Genomic DNA, 18,724 nt, shown 5'->3' on the forward strand with positions numbered 1-18,724 from the left:
CGATAGCGACGGTCGCAACACATTCGTGACCACGCAGGGCAACGCAAGTGCCTGCCGCGCAGATGTCGCCGACCCCTCGGCTGGCGACGAATTTCAAGTCTAACTAAATGATAAATTACCTGAATTCTTCCCCCGAAAGCGCATAACGCCGCATTTTGTCGTAGAGAGTCTTCTTGGGTATGCCAAGACTCTCGCTGACTGCGAGAACGTCGCCATGATGCCTGCGCAAGGTCTCAATAATCAGACCTCGTTCGAAATCGCCGACGACGTCCTTGAGCGACCTGTTCGCGCTTTCACTGGCTGCATCGGAATTAAACCGTCCGCCGAGCAAACCCAGAACGAAACGATCCGCGACATTCCCGAGTTCGCGAACATTTCCGGGCCAGTCGAACGACACCAGATCGCGCATCAATCGATCCGTGACAATGGGCGCTTCGCGTTTGTAGCGGGCAGCGCCAAGCAGGACGTGATGCTCGAACAGTTGTGGAATATCCTCGCGCCGTTCCCGAAGCGGTGGAATGGCAAGGGTAACCACGTTGAATCGGAAGTAGAGATCGTTTCTGAACCGCCCCATGTCGCACGCCGCTTTCAGATCGAGCTTCGTCGCGGCGACAACACGAACCGGGACGTCGATCAGCTTGTTGGAGCCGAGGCGTTCCAGTTGGCGGAATTGCAGGACACGCAACAATTTGACCTGCAATGCCATGGGCATGGCTTCGACTTCATCAAGGAACAGCGTTCCGCCCGAGGCATGCTCGATTTTTCCAATGCGGAGAGCTTGCGCTCCGGTAAAGGCGCCCTTCTCGTGGCCGAAAAGCTCGCTTTCAAACATCGATTCGGGAATAGCGCCGCAGTTGATCGCGACGAACGGACCGTCGCGCAACGGAGAGCATTCGTGCAAAGCGCGGGCGACCAGTTCCTTGCCCGAGCCGGTTTCTCCGTGAATCAAGACGTCTGGCGTGACATCGGATAGCTTGAGGATGCTGTTGCGCAACGCGACCATGGCCACAGAGTCACCGATAAGCATGCTATCGATGCCGGTCTTCTGCTCGAGGCGCCTACGAAGATCGCTGACCTCAAATGTCAGCCTTCGCTTTTCCATCGCTCGCGTGACGACGCCGACGAGAAGATCGTTGGAGACAGGCTTTTCGAGAAAATCGTATGCTCCGGCATGCATTGCCTTGACGGCGATCGAAATATCCCCGTGCCCCGTGACGATGATGACTGGCAGGCTTCGATCGATCCTCACCGCGCGCTCAAGCAACGCAATTCCGTTCATCCCGGTCAACTGAAAATCAACCAACAGGACGCCAGGGAAGTATTCCTTCAGGTTCTTCAGAGCTGACTCGGCGGAAGCATGCTGCTCAATTTCAAACCCGGCGAGATCGAGTGTCTGTGCCGTTGCGGCGCGCACAGCGGGATCGTCCTCGACGAACATGACCCGAAGGCCCTCATACATCGCGGACATCGAGTTCATCCCGATACACAGGCAATTTGATCAAGAATACCGCTCCACGTTGCTCTTCACCCGAAGCCGTAAGTGTTCCACCAAATTGATTTATTATACCCGCCGAAATTGCCAATCCAAGCCCCAGTCCTGATCCCGCTTCCTTTGTCGTGAAAAACGGCTCGAAAAGATGCGAGATAACCGTCTCCGACAATCCAACTCCGTTGTCCTGAACGGAAATCAGAACCATGTCGCCAACACGGGATGCAGCGATCCTGACAGCAGGCTTATCCACTCCCGCGGTTGCGTCGATGGCATTCGACAATAGATTGATGAGCACCTGTTCGAGGCGCGGCGCGTCGACACGAACGCACAGATTCTCGTCGATTGGGTCGACATCAATCGCCACTTCAGCTTTCTTAATTCTATGCGCGACAATCTGCATGCTGTTCCGGATACTGCGATCGACCGGAACACGCTGCAGGTTGACCGCGCTTTTTCTGGCAAACTGCTTCAATTGACCGGTGATCCCGCTCAGCCTGTCGACCAGATCGGTGATGTCACGCATGTTGCCGCGCGCAATATCAATTTGAGATCGTTCAATCAGGACTTCTGCATTTTCCGAAAGCGTGCGGATTGCCGCCAGGGGTTGATTGAGTTCGTGCGTAACGCCCGCCGCAAGCTGCCCGATCGCGGCCAGTTTGGCGGAATGAACGAGTTCATCCTGGGTATCGCGCAGCTGCTGGTTGGTATCGACCAGTGCCTGGGTACGCTGCGCAACCTGATGCTCCAGCTCGACATTGGCGCGCGCAAGTGCCGCCTTGCCGGCGAGCTGAAAGCGGATGGTTCGCCGCCGCTGCAACATGAAAAGAACGAAGAATACGATTGACGTCGCGAGGAGCACCGCGGCGACCTGAGCCCAGTACTGATAAAGTTTAATATCCGAGAGATCGGAAAGGATCACGATCCTCCAATCGGACCCGTCGAGCTTCTTTTCCTGCATCAGAAAGCGCGGTCGATCCTTGCCGGGCTGCTCGCCGGGCAACGATACGATTGCGCCTTCTCCTTTAAGTGCTTCCTCCATCTTGATTCCGATGGGCGCAAGTTCGACATTTTCGTACTGGCGCGCGTCGCGCAGCGTTGCCAGAACGGCGGGCGTGAGCTGGGTCATGGTGCGGTATTGCCAGGCCGGCCGCGACGCCAAAACGATCACGCTGTTTTCATCGACGATCATCACGTCGCCGAGGGCAGGTGACGGACGTACCTGCAGTCCTTCCAGGTTGACTTTGACGACACCGATGCCAAGCGGGGTCTTCCCGCGCGGAAGTGCGGTGGCAAAATAATAGCCCGGCGTCCCGCTGGTCGTACCGATGCCATAGAAGCGGCCCGACCCGTCACGCAGAGAGTGAACGAAGTACGGCCTGTACGACAGATCGACGCCGACAAAGCTGGCCGGCTCGTTCCAGTTGCTTGATGCGGTCGCTTTCCCGCTAAGGTCCAGAAGATAGAGCGTCGTCGTTCCCGCGGCATCATTGACGGCCTGCAGGTAACGGTTGGCGCGATCGACATGCTTTGGATCGTCCGGCGTCTTCAGGATATCCATGACCACGGGATGATTTTGCAGCAACTCGGGAAGATAATCGAACCTGTGCAGTTCCGTTGCCAGCAATGTTGCGTAGCGGTCAAGCTCAATTCGTTCCCGCTCAATGGTCCGCTCCGACCTCAGGCGAAATGCAACATCCCCGGCAAGGATGACGGCGACCGCCATGAGCAATAACGCGCCCACAATACCTGCCGCCCAGGCGATCCGGGAAGGTGGCTCGATTTTATTGGCATTCTGCTCCATGCGATCCCGACAATGTCGATCACGGATTCCGCGTATGATGTCCAGCCGCCCCTCACCGCCGCTGCGACTCTACACAACGCTCGGCAAATGACGCACGGAATTTGTCATTGACGCCTCAATGAAGCTTGATCTGCGGCACGGTGCGGCGCGACATGAGCCGGCCGAGTGTGTCCAGAACTACCTTGACCCTACCATGCAGGGCGACCTGGTGTATCTTGTAGAGCGATCGATACATTAACCACGCAAAGTAACCCTCGATCTGAAGATTCTTCCCGTTCCTGAAGCCCATGAGACTACCGATGGTGGCATACTTGCCTAGCGATACCAGCGAGCCAAAATCCCGGTAGAAGTACGGTTGTAGCGGTTTGTTTTCGAGCCGGCGGTTGATCTGCTTGAAGACATGGGACGCCTGTTGGTGAGCCGCCTGGGCACGGGGCGGAACGGGCTGGCCAGAAGCAGAATTCAGGCAGCTTGCGCAGTCTCCGATCGCGAAAATGTCGGGATCCAAGGTGGCCTGAAGCGTTGGCAACACGACAAGCTGGTTGCTGCGCGAGACCTCGAGCCCATCGAGATCGCTGAGAAAATCAGGGCCCCTGACTCCCGCGGCCCAAACAACGAATTTCGAGGGAATGAGTTCCCCGGACTCCAGACGGACACCTTCACTGGATACTTCATTCACCTTGGCGCCAGTGCGAACATCGACATCCAGTCCTTTCAAGAGCAGCGCGGTCGAATGTGACACACTCTCGGGAAGCGCTGGCAAGATCCGATCGGCGCCTTCCACAAGCGTAATACGAATATCCCTGGACGGATTGATCTTATCAAGACCATAGGCGACCACCGCTCGCGTGGTCTGGTGCAACTCAGCCGAAAGCTCTGTACCGGTGGCACCTGCACCGATGATCGTCACATGGAGCTGGCCGGGCTGGACGGGCTGCCCTTGCGTATGCGCGCGAAAGCACGCATTGACAATTTTTCGATTGAAGCGCGCCGCGTGTTCCGGGGTCTCGAGCATGATGGCATGCCTTCTGACGCCGGGCGTGCCGAAATCATTCGAAACGCTGCCCACCGCGATGACAAGCGTATCGTATGTGAAGGATCGTTTCGGTGTGATCTCCTCGCCCTCGTCATCAAACGTGGCCGCCAGATGAATTTCGCGGTTTTTGCGGTCGAGCCCGATCATCTCGCCAAAACGAAACCGAAAATTGTGCCAGTGGGCGTGCGCGAGATAGTTGACCTCATGCTGCGCCGCATCCATGCTGCCGGCGGCGATTTCATGAAGCAAAGGCTTCCAGAGATGGGTGCGGGAACGCTCGACCAGCGTGACCCTCGCCTTGCCCTTGGCCGCCAGACGGTCGCCAAGACGCGTTACGAGCTCCAGTCCCCCGGCCCCTCCGCCTACGACGACAATATGGTGCAGATCGCTCTCGCTGGACATCGCCATTGTTTCCATCCTCGGAGCCGGCAACCGGGCAGCACCATCAATCGCCTTGACGGGACAGGATCTGGAGCTGACACCGGTTGCGGGTACGTCGCCGGGCACTAGCCCGTGGTGAGCGCGGTCTCCAGATCAGCTGGATCGATCTGTTTACCGAGGTTCTTGTTTAGCGCAGTGCGATCGAGCTCACCTTCCCACCAAGCCACAACCACGCACGCGACACCATTGCCGCACAGATTTGTGAGAGCACGGCATTCGCTCATGAACTTGTCGATCCCGAGAACGATGGCCATGCCGGGCACCAGGCGCGGATCGACCACGGCCAGCGTCGCCGCCAGAGTGATGAAGCCCGCGCCCGTAATGCCGGAGGCGCCCTTCGAGGTCAGCATGGCGACCAACAGGATGGTGATCTGCTGGCCCATGGTGAGATCGAAACCGAGCGCCTGCGCAATGAACAGGGTTGCGAGCGTCATATAGATATTGGTGCCGTCGAGATTGAACGAATAACCGGTCGGCACCACCAACCCCACCACCGACTTGGAACAGCCGAGCCGTTCGAGTTTCTCCATCAGCGACGGAAGCGCGCTTTCCGAAGATGACGTGCCGAGCACGATCAGCAGCTCGTCCTTGATATAGACGAGGAACTTGAAGATCGAGAACCCGACCATCTTTGCGATGATACCGAGCACCACGAACACGAACAGTGCCGCCGTGACATAGAAGGTCGCGATCAGCCCGATCAGGTTCAGGATCGCACCGGTCCCGAACTTGCCGATGGTAAAGGCCATGGCGCCGAACGCACCGATTGGCGCTGCCTTCATCACGATGGCGATGACGCCGAACACCGCGTGCGCTGCATCATCGATAAAGGCACGGATCGTATGGCCGCGCTCGCCAAGTCCCATCAGGGCAAAGCCAAACAGAATCGAGAACAGCAGCACCTGCAGGATCTCCCCCTGGGCGAAGGCGCCGACCACCGTGTCGGGAATGATGTGCAGGAAGAAATCAACGCTCTTCTGGGCCTCGGCCTGCTTGGCGAAGCCGGCGACTTTCGCCGCATCAGCCATGCCGCCGCCAAAGCCGGCGCCGGGACGCACCAGATTTCCGACGAGCAGTCCGATCACAAGCGCAAATGTCGAGACGATCTCGAAGTAGACCAGGGCCTTGATGCCGATGCGGCCGACCTTCTTGGCATCCTGGATATGCGCAATGCCAGATACGACCGTGCAGAAGATGATCGGCGCGATCACCATCTTGATCAGTTTGATGAAGCCATCGCCGAGCGCCTTGATCCAGTCATTCGTCGCATATGTCGGCTCAAGCCAGCCGAAAATCGCGCCGAGCAGGATCGCGATCAGCACCTGGACATAGAGAACTTTGTACCAGGGCTTTTTTTGCGAAACACCGCTGGTTGAAACATCGCTGGTAGTGCCGGCGTAACTCGTCATAACGATCTCCCTCAATTTTGAATCAGCTCTTTATCGACGCATCAACGGACGCGAGCGCCGTCATGTTCACGATGCCTCGCACGGTACTCGTGGGCGTAAGGATATGCACCGGCTTGGCAGCGCCGAGCAGGATGGGCCCCACCGTCACACCTTCGCCAGACACGGTCTTCAATACGTTATAGGTGATGTTGGCCGCATCGAGATTGGGCATGATCAGGAGATTGGCCTCGGTATGCAGGCGGGAGTCCGCAAACGCGGCGTCCAGAATCCGCTTGGACAGAGCCATGTCGCCGCGCATTTCGCCTTCGATTTCAAGGTCTGGTTTCGCGTCGAGAACCAGATCGAGCGTCGCACGCATTTTCCTCGCCGAGGCCGCATCGGAACTGCCGAAGCTGGAATGAGAGAGAAGAGCCACGCGTGGCTTAATTCCGAACCGGCACATTTCGTCGGTCGCCAGGATCGTGATATCCGCCAACTCCTCCGCTGTCGGATCGGCATTGATGTAGGTGTCGCAGATGAAGACGGTATGTTGAGGAAGCATCAACAAGTTCATGGCCGCGAAGATACGCCTGCCCGCGCCAAAGCCGATCGCCTTCGACACGCATTCCAGATGCTCGGAATAATCGCCGTGAGTGCCGCACAACATGCCATCCGCCCGCCCCAGCCGAAGCATCGTGGCCGCCAGCAGCGAGTTGTTGGAACGCATCGCCCGGTCAATCCGCTCACGCGAACCACCCTTGCGGCGCGTCAATTGATAGTGGTCCTCGACTGCCGACCTGATCAGCGGCTCGTCACGGGGATCGATCAGATCGAAGTCCCGCCCCTGCTCGAGCCTGAGCCCAATGTCCTTGATCTTCGCGTTCACCACGTCGCTGCGCCCGACGAGAACCGGCCGGGCCAGCTTCTCGTCGACGGCAATCTGTACGGCCCGCAGGACACGCGACTCCTCGCCTTCGGCGAAAATCACACGCTGGCTCGTTTGGGCAGCAGCTTCGAACACCGGCCTCATGGTATTGCCGGACTTGTAGACAAATCGCTCCATCGACCGGCGATAGGCCGGCATGTCCTTGATCGGACGGGTCGCGACCCCGCTCTTCATGGCAGCTTCAGCGACGGCTGGAGCGACCACGCTGATCAGACGCGGATCGAACGGACGGGGAATCAGGAAGTCGGGTCCAAAACGGGTTTCCTGTTGCCCATAGGCGGAGGCGACGATGTCCGATTGCTCAGCGCGCGCGAGTGCTGCAATGGCATGGACAGCAGCGAACTTCATTTCCTCGTTGATGGTGGTGGCTCCGACGTCGAGCGCACCGCGAAAAATGAATGGAAAACACAGAACATTATTGACCTGGTTGGGATAGTCGGAGCGGCCGGTGGCGATGATAGCGTCCGGGCGCGTCGCCTTGGCGAGTTCCGGCGAGATCTCAGGATCCGGATTGGCGAGCGCAAGAATAAGGGGGCGATCCGCCATTTTAGCGAGCATTTCCGGCTTCAGGACGCCGCCGGCGGACAGACCGAGAAAAAGATCGGCGTCGGGAATAATCTCGCCCAGCGTTCGCGCTGACGTTGGCTGGGCGTATTTCGCCTTCTGATCGTCCATATATTCGACGCGGCCGGCATAGACGACGCCTTGGGAGTCCGAGGCGAAGATGTTCTCGCGCCGCGCGCCAAGCCCGACCAGCAGATCAAGGCAGGCAATCGCGGCAGCGCCCGCGCCCGACGCCACGATCTTGATGTCTTCGATTTTCTTTCCGACGATCTCGAGTCCGTTGATGACAGCCGCTCCGGCAACGATTGCGGTACCGTGCTGGTCATCGTGGAAGACCGGAATCTTCATGCGCGCGCGGAGCTTCCTTTCGATGTAGAAGCACTCGGGCGCCTTGATGTCTTCCAGATTGATGCCGCCGAATGTGGGCTCCATGGCCGCGACGATATCGACAATCTTGTCAGGGTCGACTTCGTCAAGCTCGATGTCGAATACGTCGATATCGGCGAACTTCTTGAACAGGCAAGCCTTGCCTTCCATCACGGGCTTGCTCGCCAGCGCGCCGATATTGCCGAGACCGAGAACAGCCGTGCCATTCGTAATGACGGCGACGAGGTTACCTCGCGACGTAAGACTACGTGCCTGATCGGGATTTGCGGCGATCGCCATGCACGGCACCGCCACGCCGGGTGAATACGCCAACGCAAGATCATGCTGGGTGGTCATACTCTTGGTCGGAACGACGGAAATCTTCCCTGCCGACGGATGCCGGTGATACTCGAGCGCGCTTTCGTCCAGATGATCTGACACTGCTATTTCCCCTCTTTGAATTTCGGACAGTTCTCTGTCTTCTGGCGCTCACACCTGCCGGCGAGGCGCTATTTCTTCCTTGGCATGTAAAGATCCGTGATGGTTCCCTCGAAGGCCTCCGCGGCCATCCCGATTGTTTCAGACAGCGTCGGATGAGGATGAATGGTGAGGCCGATGTCGGCGGCATCGGCGCCCATTTCGATCGCGAGCGCGGCCTCGGCGATCAGATCGCCTGCCGAAGGCCCAACGATGCCGCAGCCGATAATCCGTTCGTGTTCCTCGTCGAACAGGACCTTGGTGATGCCTTCATCCCGGCCGAGCGACAGCGAGCGTCCGCTCGCCGCCCAGGGGAAAGCACCCTTGCCGTACTTGATACCTTTGGCCTTGGCTTCGATCTCGGTGAGGCCAACCCAGGCCACTTCGGGATCGGTATAGGCAACCGACGGAATCACTTTCGCATCGAAGACGCTCTTGTGGCCTGCCGCTACCTCGGCCGCGACCTTGGCTTCGTGCACCGCCTTGTGGGCAAGCATCGGCTGGCCCACCACGTCGCCGATGGCAAAAATATGCGAAACGTTGGTGCGCATCTGCTTGTCGACCGCGATAAAGCCGCGTTCGTCGACCGCGACGCCGGCAGCCTCCGCGCCAATCATCTTGCCGTTCGGACGACGGCCGACGGCGACGAGCAGACGATCGAACATATCATTCGAAGTGCCGGCTGGCCCTTCAAAAGTAACATCAAGGCCTTCCGCACCTGCTTTAACCGCTGTCACTTTGGTCTTCAGCAGGATCTTCTCATAACGCTTGCCGATCCGCTTCATCAGGGGTGTCACGATATCCTTGTCGGCGCCGGGGATGATCTGATCCATCAATTCAACGACCGTGACCTTGACGCCGAGCGCATGATAGACCGTCGCCATTTCGAGCCCGATAATGCCGCCCCCGAGTACCAGCAGCCGCTCCGGCAGCCCGTTGAGTTCAAGCGCGCCGGTTGAATCGATCACGCGTGGGTCGTCGTGCGGGATGAAAGGCAGCGTCACCGGTTCGGAGCCGCAGGCAATGATCGCCTGGTCGAACGAAATTATCTTGCCACCCTCACTCGTCTGAACCTGCACCGACTTGGGCGAAGCAAACTTCGCAACGCCGGTGACCACCGTGACCTTGCGCTGTTTGGCTAGGCCCGACAGCCCGCCCGTCAGCTTCCTGATGATGCCGTCTTTCCAGCCGCGCAGTTTGTCGATGTCAACCGAAGGCGCCGCGAAGGAAACACCGTGATCGCCCATCTCCCTGGTTTCGTCGATTACCTTGGCTGCATGCAGAAGGGCTTTCGATGGAATGCAGCCGACGTTCAGGCAGACCCCACCGAGCGTCGGGCCCTTGTCGACCAGCACCACCTTCTTGCCGAGATCGGCGGCCCGGAACGCCGCCGAATAGCCGCCCGGGCCCGCGCCGATCACAAGCACCTCGGCATGGAGATCGCCCTTTGCCGGCGAAGGCGGAGTCGAGGCCGCCGGCGAAGCAGCCGCCGGGGCTGCGCTTGTGGCCGCCGCACCGGCGAACGTCGCAATCACCGTGCCAGCGCTCACCTTGTCGCCGATCTTGATCCTGACTTCACCGATGGTCCCGGCCGCAGGCGCCGGAACGTCCAGCGTCGCCTTGTCGGATTCAAGCGTAATGAGCGTGTCTTCAGCCGCAATAATCTGTCCCGGCTTCACGTGCACCTCGATGACGGGGACATCCTTGAAGTCACCGATATCGGGCACCTTGATCGTATCAGTCATCGTCTCTCTCCCGTTCCTGTCCGTCAGAGGACGAGTCGCCGCACATCTTCGAGAACTGTCGCGAGATGCCGGGCGAAGCGGGCGGCCGCGGCGCCATCGATCACGCGATGATCGTAGGAAAGGCAGAGCGGCAACATCAGCCGCGGCACGAAGCTTTCGCCATTCCACACCGGCGCCATTTTGGAGCGTACGACACCGAGAATTGCGACCTCAGGCGCATTGACGATTGGCGTGAAGGCGCTACCCCCGATACCGCCAAGCGATGAAATCGTGAACGTCGCGCCCTGCATTTCCGCCGGCGTCAGTTTGCCGTCGCGCGCCTTGGCCGAGATGTCGCCGAGTTCGCGGCAGATCTCGATAATGCCCTTACGATCAACATCCTTCACGACCGGGACGACCAGGCCTTCCGGCGTATCGACCGCGATGCCGATGTTGTAGAACTTCTTGTAGACGAGAGCGTCCTTCTCCGGGGTGAGCGAGCTGTTGAAGTCGGGAAACGCCTTCAATGCATTGACCGATGCCTTCATCAGGAACGGCAGAAGCGAGACGCGGTAAGGTTTCTTCTTGTCGGCCTTGCCGGCATCGTCGAGTTCCTTGCGATACTTCTCGATCTCCGAAATATCCGCATCGTCGTTGTGGGTGACGTGTGGAATGTTAAGCCACGCCCGATGCAGGAACGGTCCCGAGATGCGCTTGATGCGCACCATCGGCCTGATCTCGACCGGGCCGAACTTCGAGAAGTCGACGGCGGGAATTTCGGGGATACCCATGCCGCCCGCAGGCGCGCCGGCGGACGAGCCCTTGGCTCCGCCGCCGAGCGAGGCTTTCAGGTCTTCCTTGGTGACACGGCCCTTCTCGCCCGTTCCCTTGATCGCGTTGAGATCGATATCGAGTTCGCGCGCCAGACGACGGATCGCCGGGCTCGCATGCGCGCCCGAAAAATCCGCGATTGCCGGACCACCGGACTTCTGTGGTGCGGGTGCGGCACCTGGAGGTGGTTCGGCCGCTTCCTGCTGATGCATCACGGCGGGAGCAGCTTGCGCCGCCGAAGGCACGTCACCGCCTTCAAGACGGACGATCAGCTTGTCCTTGCCGACGCGGTCGCCGACCTTCACCAGCACTTCCTTGACTGTGCCTGCAGATGGCGACGGCACTTCCATCGATGCCTTGTCAGATTCCAGAGTCAGCAGCGGATCGTCGATCTTGACGACGTCGCCGGGCTTGACCGCAATCTCGATGATCGGCACGTCCTTGAAGTCGCCGATATCCGGTACCGTCACATCAACAATGTTGGTCAAATCAACCTCCCCTGGACTCCCATGCGCGACGCTTTGGCCTGCGGCATTTTTCTGATGAACGAAGCGAGTGTGACCGGTCTCAGACCGTTGCCGGATTTGGCTTGTCGGAATCGATGCCGTATTTGCGGAGCGCGTCGGCAACGACCGAGGCCGGGACAGTTCCTTCCTCGGACAGCGCCTTCAGCGCGGCGACGACGACATGGAAGCGGTCGACCTCGAAGAAGCTGCGCAGTTTTCGCCTGTAGTCGGATCGGCCAAAGCCATCGGTCCCCAGCACCCGATAGCGACCTGGAACAAACGGCCGGATCTGGTCGGCGAGCAGCTTCATGTAGTCGGTTGACGCAATGACGGGACCGCTGGCCTTGACGAGACAGGTCTCGACATGAGAGCGCTTGGGCGTCGCGGTCGGGTGCAGCATGTTCCAGCGATCGACGTCGAGACCGTCGCGGCGCAGCTCCATGAAACTGGTTACGCTCCAGATGTCGGAGGCGATACCGAAGTCGTCCGCCAGCAACGCAGCGCCTGCTTCCACTTCCCGGAGAATGGCCCCCGAGCCAAGCAACTGAACGCGCGCCGCCTTCTTCTTCGTCTCCGTGGACCTTAACTTGTACATGCCCTTGCGGATGCCTTCCTCGGCACCTTCAGGCATATCTCCATGCGGATAATTCTCGTTCAATGTCGTAATGTAATAGAAGACATCTTCATTCTCGCCATACATGCGGCGCAACCCATCCTGAACGATGACGGCGAGTTCATAGGAATAGGTCGGGTCATAGCAAACACAGTTCGGAATGGTTGCCGCGATGAGGTGGCTGTGGCCATCCTCGTGCTGAAGCCCCTCGCCGTTCAGCGTGGTTCGGCCTGACGTGCCGCCGATCAGGAAGCCGCGAGCGCGCGTGTCTCCGGCCGCCCAGGCCAGATCGCCGACGCGCTGAAAGCCGAACATCGAATAATAGATGTAGAACGGGATCACTGGCGTATTCGACGTCGAATAGGACGTCGCGGCGGCGATCCAGGAGGCCATGGCGCCGGCCTCGTTGATTCCCTCCTGAAGAATCTGACCCGTCTTGTCCTCGCGATAGAACATCATCTGATCGGCATCCTGAGGCCGATAGAGCTGTCCCACCTGTGAGAAGATTCCGAACTGACGGAACATGCCCTCCATGCCGAATGTGCGGCTCTCATCCGGAACAATGGGAACGATGCGTTTTCCGATCTCCTTGTCACGCAGCAGCGTATTGAGAATGCGCACAAAGGCCATCGTGGTGGAAATCTCGCGGCCTTCCGTCGACTTCAGTTGCGGGGCAAATGCCGACAACGGCGGAATCGCAATCGGCGTGGATTTGCGACGGCGCGCGGGCAAGTGTCCGCCAAGCGCCGCACGTCGCTCGGCGAGGTATTTCATTTCGGGCGAATCGACGGGCAGACGGACGAACGGCACGTCCTTCAGCGCTTCGTCGGAGACCGGAATCTGGAACCTGTCCCGGAATTGGCGAAGGGCCTCCTCGTTCATCTTTTTGGCTTGATGCGAGATCATCTGGCCTTCGCCGGATTCGCCCATGCCATAGCCCTTGACCGTCTTTGCCAGAATGACCGTCGGCTGCCCCTTGTGCTCGGACGCAGCCTTGTAAGCGGCGTAAACCTTCAAGGGATCGTGACCTCCACGGGTCATTCCCCAGATTTCGTCGTCGCTCATATGAGCGACCATGCTTTTCAGTTCGGGATATTTTCCGAAGAAGTGTTCGCGGACGTAAGCGCCGTTTTTCGATTTGTAGTCCTGGTATTCACCGTCGACGCACTCCTCCATGCGCTTTCTGAGAATGCCCGTGACGTCGGCGGCCAGCAACTGATCCCAGCCCGAGCCCCACAGCACCTTGATGACGTTCCAGCCGGCGCCGCGGAAATCGGCTTCCAGTTCCTGCACGATCTTGCCGTTGCCGCGCACCGGTCCGTCGAGACGCTGCAAATTGCAATTGATTACAAACACCAGATTGTCGAGATGCTCGCGACCGCCCAGCGATATCGCGCCGAGCGACTCCGGCTCGTCCATCTCGCCATCGCCCATGAAAGCCCACACCTTGCGCGGCTTGGTATCCGCAAGGCCACGGCAATCGAGGTATTTGAGAAACCGCGCCTGGTAGATCGCCATCAACGGGCCAAGCCCCATCGACACGGTGGGGAATTGCCAGAAATCCGGCAACAACCAAGGGTGCGGATAGGACGACAGACCCTTGCCGTCGACTTCCTGACGGAAATTGAGAAGCTGTTCCTCGCCGAGCCGGCCCTCGAGAAAGGCGCGGGCGTAGATGCCGGGCGCGCAATGACCCTGGTAATAAATCAGGTCGCCGCCATGCGCTTCCGTCGGTGCGTGCCAAAAATGCATGAACCCGGTATCGTAAAGCGTCGCAGCGGACTGGAAGCTGGCGATGTGCCCGCCGAGTTCGGAAGAGGTCTTGTTGGCGCGCAGCACGATGGCCGCGGCGTTCCAGCGGATAATCGAACGAATCTTGTGCTCGAGGACCCGGTCGCCCGGATGGGCCGGCTCATCATGCGGCGCGATGGTGTTCACATAGGCCGTGTTGGCCGCAAAGGACAGCTTTGCACCCTTGCGCCGGGCGGCCTGAATAACGCCCTCCAATAGTTCATCGACCCGGCCGACGCCTTCAAAGGCCTCGACGGAGTCGAGCGCATCCAGCCATTCACGTGTTTCAGTGGGATCGCGATCCTGGTCCAATGTTTCTCTCCCCTTGTGGAGATGCTTTTGCGCATCTTCCTGCCGTCAGACTGACTTGCGACGGTCTATTTGATTCAAGAGGTGCATTTCGCATGCCAGCCGAAAGAGGGACCGATCCCAGAGCAATCCAATTGAATCTGTTAATGATATTTCACCGCTCCGCGGTCATCGCCCGCGCCGGTAGCTGAAAAATGGAATAGATCGCCAGATCCAGTCCGGAAAATCGGACAGGACACAAACGGCGGCTAATCGATCGGGGTTGACGCTACTCGTCCCGCAAGGGTGCGGAACTGGAATGTGGCAGAGCGACATCCGGCTGATGCGCTTCGTGGATCCCGATCACCGCCCGACCCCCAGTGCGATGCATGCGGTCAGAACGCTCGAACTCACGTCTTCGTCAATGGCGACCGATATCTCGACTCCGACGCTGTCTTCGGAGTCAAGGATTCACTGATCGCGGATTTCGTCCGCCATGAAGCAGGCAAAGCACCGGACGGACACATACTGGATGTCCCCTACTTCACGATGGCGTACGATTTCGTGCTGCGGAAAGGAGCATGATTGCCGGATTCGGCGAGCATTTCTTCTAGGTTGTTGATTTTTCTTGTCATCGAAGGTGCTTCCGGCACGGTTTGTTCACGGTCGTTTTTGCCGCGGGCTCGGTCGTTTCCGGCGCAATTGTCGCATGTCCGCTTTGGCACCGTGGCTGGGGGCCCGCGAGTTCGCCAGTCGCCTGAAAAATAATCTGTTGTCGTCCACCGAAATCGGCTTTGTTTCGCTTTGGTGCTTCGTGCAAGCGATCAAACTGCTAAGGGGACCAGGACATGAACGGACTTGGCGGTCTCAACAAATCGCCTGATGGCGTCGTCATCGGGCTCGTTCAATTGCAATTGCCTGTCGTGGTCACCAAGACAGACCTGGCGCGTCAGACCGAGCGCATCGTGTACATGGTTGGCAAGGCGCGGCGCAACCTGGGTACCATGGATCTGGTGGTGTTTCCTGAGTATTCCCTGCACGGCCTGTCGATGGACACCAATCCGGAAATCATGTGCCGTCTCGACGGCCCCGAGGTGGCGGCGTTCCGGAAGGCTTGCGTCGACAACAAGATCTGGGGTTGCTTCTCCATCATGGAGTTCAATCCCGACGGCAACCCTTACAATTCGGGGCTGATCATCGACGATCACGGGGAGATCAAGCTGTACTATCGAAAATTCCATCCGTGGATTCCAGTTGAACCATGGGAGCCCGGCGATATCGGCATCCCCGTGATCGAGGGACCGAAGGGTGCGAAGATCGCGCTGATCATCTGTCACGATGGCATGTTCCCGGAGATGGCGCGTGAGTGCGCTTACAAGGGCGCGGAGATAATGATCCGCACAGCCGGCTACACCGCGCCTATACGCGAAAGCTGGCGCTTCACCAATCAGGCCAATGCTTTCCAGAATCTGATGGTCACGGCCAATGTCTGCATGTGCGGATCGGATGGCTCATTCGATTCCATGGGCGAAGGCATGATTGTGAATTTCGACGGCAGCATCATTGCCCATGGTACGACAGGGCGTGCCGACGAGATCATCACCGCCGAGGTCCGTCCTGATCTCGTGCGCGAAGCACGGATTCACTGGGGCGTCGAAAACAATATCTATCAACTCTGGCACCGCGGTTACGTTGCGGTGAAGGGCGGCGCGATGGATTGTCCCTATACCTTCATGCAGGACATGGTGGCCGGCACATTCCGCCTGCCGTGGGAAGACCAGGTCAAGGTGACCGACGGCACATCGTGTGGCTTTCCAATGCCCACTCGACTGTTCGGGCCGAAGAATGCCAAGGCAGCCGAGTGACTCAGGCCTGCATTCCGCCTGAGCCCATTCGCGCGAATGAAGGATGCGGGCACCGGCGTTCAAACGATCAGGTCGGCATCGTCTCCGAGCCGGGTTGCAGGCGATCCAGCCGCCGATTTTCCTTCAAGCCGGGTTTAAGAGTTGCTTAACTCCCTTGCATACAACAAGAGAATGTTGATTATTTTTTAAGCAATATTCGCGCTGCACAAGTTTGCGACCAAGATCGCCTTTTCGAATACATAAGATAATTCAATATATTAGATTAGTTACGATTACACGAAGGGCTCTGGCACAAAGATTGCGACATGGAGTTCCGAGCTTCGCTGTATCGGCGCGGCTGCGAATTCAGCGGCGGCATGTCCGCCAAAGGAGCAATCCATGGATCTTGGAAAGATTTCTCGGCGGCATCTCCTGCAGGGAAGCGCCGCACTGACGCTCGGATCAGCCCTCGGCGTACGTCCTGCCGCAGCGGCCAACACCACCATCGGCTTCATCTATGTCGGTTCGCGTGACGACTACGGTTACAACCAGGCGCACGCGCAAGGCGCGGCGGCGCTGAAGAAAATGCCCGGCCTCAAGGTCGTTGAGGAAGAGAAAGTGCCGGAAACCGACGCCGTCGAAAAGACGATCGAGTCGATGATCAATCTCGACGGCGCGTCGCTGCTGTTCCCGACATCGTTCGGTTACTACAACCCGCACATGATCAAGATGGCGAAGAAGTTTCCGAAGCTTCGCTTCGAACATTGCGGTGGCTTGTGGAGCGACAAGGATCCGACGAACGCCGGCAGCTATTTCGGCTATATCGACGAGGCGCAGTATATCTCCGGTATCGTCGCCGGTTACTCCTCGAAGACCGGCAAGCTCGGCTTCGTCGCGGCCAAACCGATCCCGCAGGTGCTGCGCAATATCAACGCTTTCACGCTGGGCGCCAGGCTCGCCAACCCGAAGGCGACCACGCAGGTGATCTTCACCGGCGACTGGTCGATGCCGGTCAAGGAAGCTGAAGCCACCAACAGCCTGATCGACCAGGGCGTCGATGTTCTCACCTGTCATGTCGACGGCCCGAAGACGATGGTGGAGAACGCGGCGCGCCGCGGCGCAATGGTTTGCGGCTATCACGTCAACCAGTCGCCGCTGGCGCCGAAGGCCTATCTGACCGGCGCTGAGTGGAATTGGGAAGCGCTGTATCCGAAGTTCGTCAAGATGATCGCCGCCGGCGAAGCGATTCCGAACTTCTATCGTGGCGGCCTGAAGGAAGAGATCGTGAAATGCTCGCCCTATGGCGAGGCGGTCTCGGCGGAAGCACGCAAACACGCCGACGACATCAAGGCCAAGCTTACCGAAGGCAGTTACACCATCTTCAAGGGCCCCATCATGGACAACAAGGGCAAGGCCGTGATCACGGCCGGCACCGAACGTGGCCAGAAGGATCCTGAGCTGGAGAAGATGGACTATCTGGTCGAGGGCGTGATCGGAGCCACTTCATGACAACTGAGGCTGCGGATCCGGTCGAGGCGGTCGCAGTCTCTCCGGCCGCTGACCCCGGTTTTCTCCAACGCTACGGCACAACCATCGAATACATCCTGATCCCGGGCGCGGCGCTGGTCGGCGCGCTCGCCGTATTCGGCATATTCGTGGCCTTGTTCGGCAAGAACCCGCTCGATCTGTATTTCTACATGTATCAGGGCGCGTTCGGCACCTGGTTCTCCTGGCAGAACACGTTGACACGCGCGGCACCATTGATCCTGACGGCGCTGTGCACGGCCCTGCCCGCGCAGCTCGGCATGGTCATTATCGGCGGCGAAGGCGCGCTGCTGATCGGAGCCTTGTCCGCGACCTCGATCGCTCTGGCCATGCCGTGGGCATCGCCGTTGGTGGTACAAATTGCGATGGTTTGCGCCGGCGTCGTGGGCGGCGGGCTCTGGATCACGCTTGCGGGCGCGCTCCGGCAATACCGCGGTGTCAACGAGACAATCTCGAGCTTGCTCCTGGTCTATATCGGGCTTGCGATCCTCAATCATCTGGTCGAGGGCGCGATGCGCGATCCTTCCAGTCTCAACAAGCCCTCGACCCGCGAAATCGGCGCAGCCAACATGATCGGCAGCATTCCCGGCACCGACGTGCATTGGGGGTTGGTGTTCGGCATGGTCGCGGCCCTTGCGTCCTATATCCTGATCTATCACACCGTGTTCGGCTTCGCTGCGCGCGTGGCCGGCGGCAACATCCGCGCGGCCAGGATCGTCGGATTAGGCGTCGGCAAGCTGATCATGACGATCTGCTTTCTCGCGGGCGGCGCCGCCGGTCTCGCCGGCATGATCGAAGTCGCCGCGGTGCAAGGCCGCACCAACGCCAATCTCGCAGCCGGCTATGGTTTTACCGGCATCCTCGTCGCCTTCCTGGCGCGGCAGAATCCGCTGGCCATCATTCCGGTCGCCATCCTGCTCGGTGGCATCAGCGCCAGCGGCGGCCTGCTGCAGCGCCGGCTCGGATTGCCGGATGCCTCCGTGCTGGTGCTGCAAGGCATCATCTTCGTCTTCGTGCTGGCGAGCGATGCGCTGTACGGCCGCGTCGGTTTTCTGAAAGGAAAATCCTGAC

Annotated in this window: 11 protein-coding genes; 3 read left to right on the forward strand and 8 right to left on the reverse strand. The window is 59.2% G+C overall.

The features are described 5' to 3' along the window. Window positions 1-115: 115 nt before the first annotated feature. The 8 genes from JQ624_RS03745 to aceE all read right to left on the reverse strand — a co-directional run bounded on the left by JQ624_RS03745 (window position 116) and on the right by aceE (window position 14,288). Complete coding sequence (locus tag JQ624_RS03745; protein ID WP_312014375.1) at window positions 116-1,468, reverse strand: sigma-54 dependent transcriptional regulator; 1,353 nt, start codon at window positions 1,466-1,468, stop codon at window positions 116-118. Continuing rightward, window positions 1,452-3,293 (reverse strand): ATP-binding protein, encoded by a 1,842-nt coding sequence (locus JQ624_RS03750; protein WP_212417505.1) that lies wholly within the window; start codon window positions 3,291-3,293, stop codon window positions 1,452-1,454. Before JQ624_RS03750 ends, JQ624_RS03745 begins: the two co-directional genes overlap by 17 nt. A gap of 115 nt (window positions 3,294-3,408) precedes the next feature. Further along, on the reverse strand, window positions 3,409-4,731 hold the full coding sequence (locus tag JQ624_RS03755) for an NAD(P)/FAD-dependent oxidoreductase (RefSeq protein ID WP_212417831.1): 1,323 nt from the start codon (window positions 4,729-4,731) through the stop codon (window positions 3,409-3,411). 104 nt (window positions 4,732-4,835) lie between these two features. Further along, a complete protein-coding gene (locus JQ624_RS03760; protein WP_212417506.1) occupies window positions 4,836-6,179 on the reverse strand; it encodes a dicarboxylate/amino acid:cation symporter in 1,344 nt (447 codons plus the stop codon). Between the two features lie 22 nt (window positions 6,180-6,201). Continuing rightward, window positions 6,202-8,475, reverse strand: a complete 2,274-nt coding sequence (locus JQ624_RS03765; RefSeq protein ID WP_212417507.1) for an NADP-dependent malic enzyme — start codon at window positions 8,473-8,475, stop codon at window positions 6,202-6,204. A gap of 68 nt (window positions 8,476-8,543) precedes the next feature. Continuing rightward, entirely contained in the window at window positions 8,544-10,256 is a 1,713-nt protein-coding gene (gene lpdA, locus JQ624_RS03770) for a dihydrolipoyl dehydrogenase (RefSeq protein WP_212417508.1), read from the reverse strand. Between the two features lie 23 nt (window positions 10,257-10,279). Beyond that, window positions 10,280-11,695 (reverse strand): dihydrolipoyllysine-residue acetyltransferase, encoded by a 1,416-nt coding sequence (aceF, locus tag JQ624_RS03775; protein ID WP_249129362.1) that lies wholly within the window; start codon window positions 11,693-11,695, stop codon window positions 10,280-10,282. Continuing rightward, entirely contained in the window at window positions 11,634-14,288 is a 2,655-nt protein-coding gene (gene aceE / locus JQ624_RS03780; RefSeq protein WP_212417509.1) for a pyruvate dehydrogenase (acetyl-transferring), homodimeric type, read from the reverse strand. Before aceE ends, aceF begins: the two co-directional genes overlap by 62 nt. 824 nt (window positions 14,289-15,112) lie before the next feature. On the opposite strand from aceE, the gene JQ624_RS03790 reads away from it, so the two are divergent. The 3 genes from JQ624_RS03790 to JQ624_RS03800 all read left to right on the forward strand — a co-directional run bounded on the left by JQ624_RS03790 (window position 15,113) and on the right by JQ624_RS03800 (window position 18,723). Then, on the forward strand, window positions 15,113-16,129 hold the full coding sequence (locus tag JQ624_RS03790) for a formamidase (RefSeq protein WP_212417510.1): 1,017 nt from the start codon (window positions 15,113-15,115) through the stop codon (window positions 16,127-16,129). A gap of 378 nt (window positions 16,130-16,507) precedes the next feature. Beyond that, on the forward strand, window positions 16,508-17,617 hold the full coding sequence (locus JQ624_RS03795) for a BMP family ABC transporter substrate-binding protein (protein WP_212417511.1): 1,110 nt from the start codon (window positions 16,508-16,510) through the stop codon (window positions 17,615-17,617). Beyond that, on the forward strand, window positions 17,614-18,723 hold the full coding sequence (locus JQ624_RS03800) for an ABC transporter permease (protein ID WP_212417512.1): 1,110 nt from the start codon (window positions 17,614-17,616) through the stop codon (window positions 18,721-18,723). The genes JQ624_RS03795 and JQ624_RS03800 overlap by 4 nt, the downstream gene beginning before the upstream one ends. The last annotated feature ends 1 nt before the right edge of the window (window position 18,724 follow it).

Source organism: Bradyrhizobium sp. AUGA SZCCT0283 (assembly GCF_018130385.1).
Taxonomy (GTDB): domain Bacteria; phylum Pseudomonadota; class Alphaproteobacteria; order Rhizobiales; family Xanthobacteraceae; genus Bradyrhizobium.

Excerpts from the sequence above, each read along its gene's own strand:
- JQ624_RS03745 (WP_312014375.1), bottom strand. The coding sequence starts at position 1,468 with ATGTCCGCGATGTATGAGGGCCTTCGGGTCATGTTCGTCGAGGACGAT.
- JQ624_RS03750 (WP_212417505.1), bottom strand. The coding sequence starts at position 3,293 with ATGGAGCAGAATGCCAATAAAATCGAGCCACCTTCCCGGATCGCCTGG.
- JQ624_RS03755 (WP_212417831.1), bottom strand. The coding sequence starts at position 4,731 with ATGTCCAGCGAGAGCGATCTGCACCATATTGTCGTCGTAGGCGGAGGG.
- JQ624_RS03760 (WP_212417506.1), bottom strand. The coding sequence starts at position 6,179 with ATGACGAGTTACGCCGGCACTACCAGCGATGTTTCAACCAGCGGTGTT.
- lpdA (WP_212417508.1), bottom strand. The coding sequence starts at position 10,256 with ATGACTGATACGATCAAGGTGCCCGATATCGGTGACTTCAAGGATGTC.
- JQ624_RS03790 (WP_212417510.1), top strand. The coding sequence starts at position 15,113 with ATGAACGGACTTGGCGGTCTCAACAAATCGCCTGATGGCGTCGTCATC.
- JQ624_RS03795 (WP_212417511.1), top strand. The coding sequence starts at position 16,508 with ATGGATCTTGGAAAGATTTCTCGGCGGCATCTCCTGCAGGGAAGCGCC.
- JQ624_RS03800 (WP_212417512.1), top strand. The coding sequence starts at position 17,614 with ATGACAACTGAGGCTGCGGATCCGGTCGAGGCGGTCGCAGTCTCTCCG.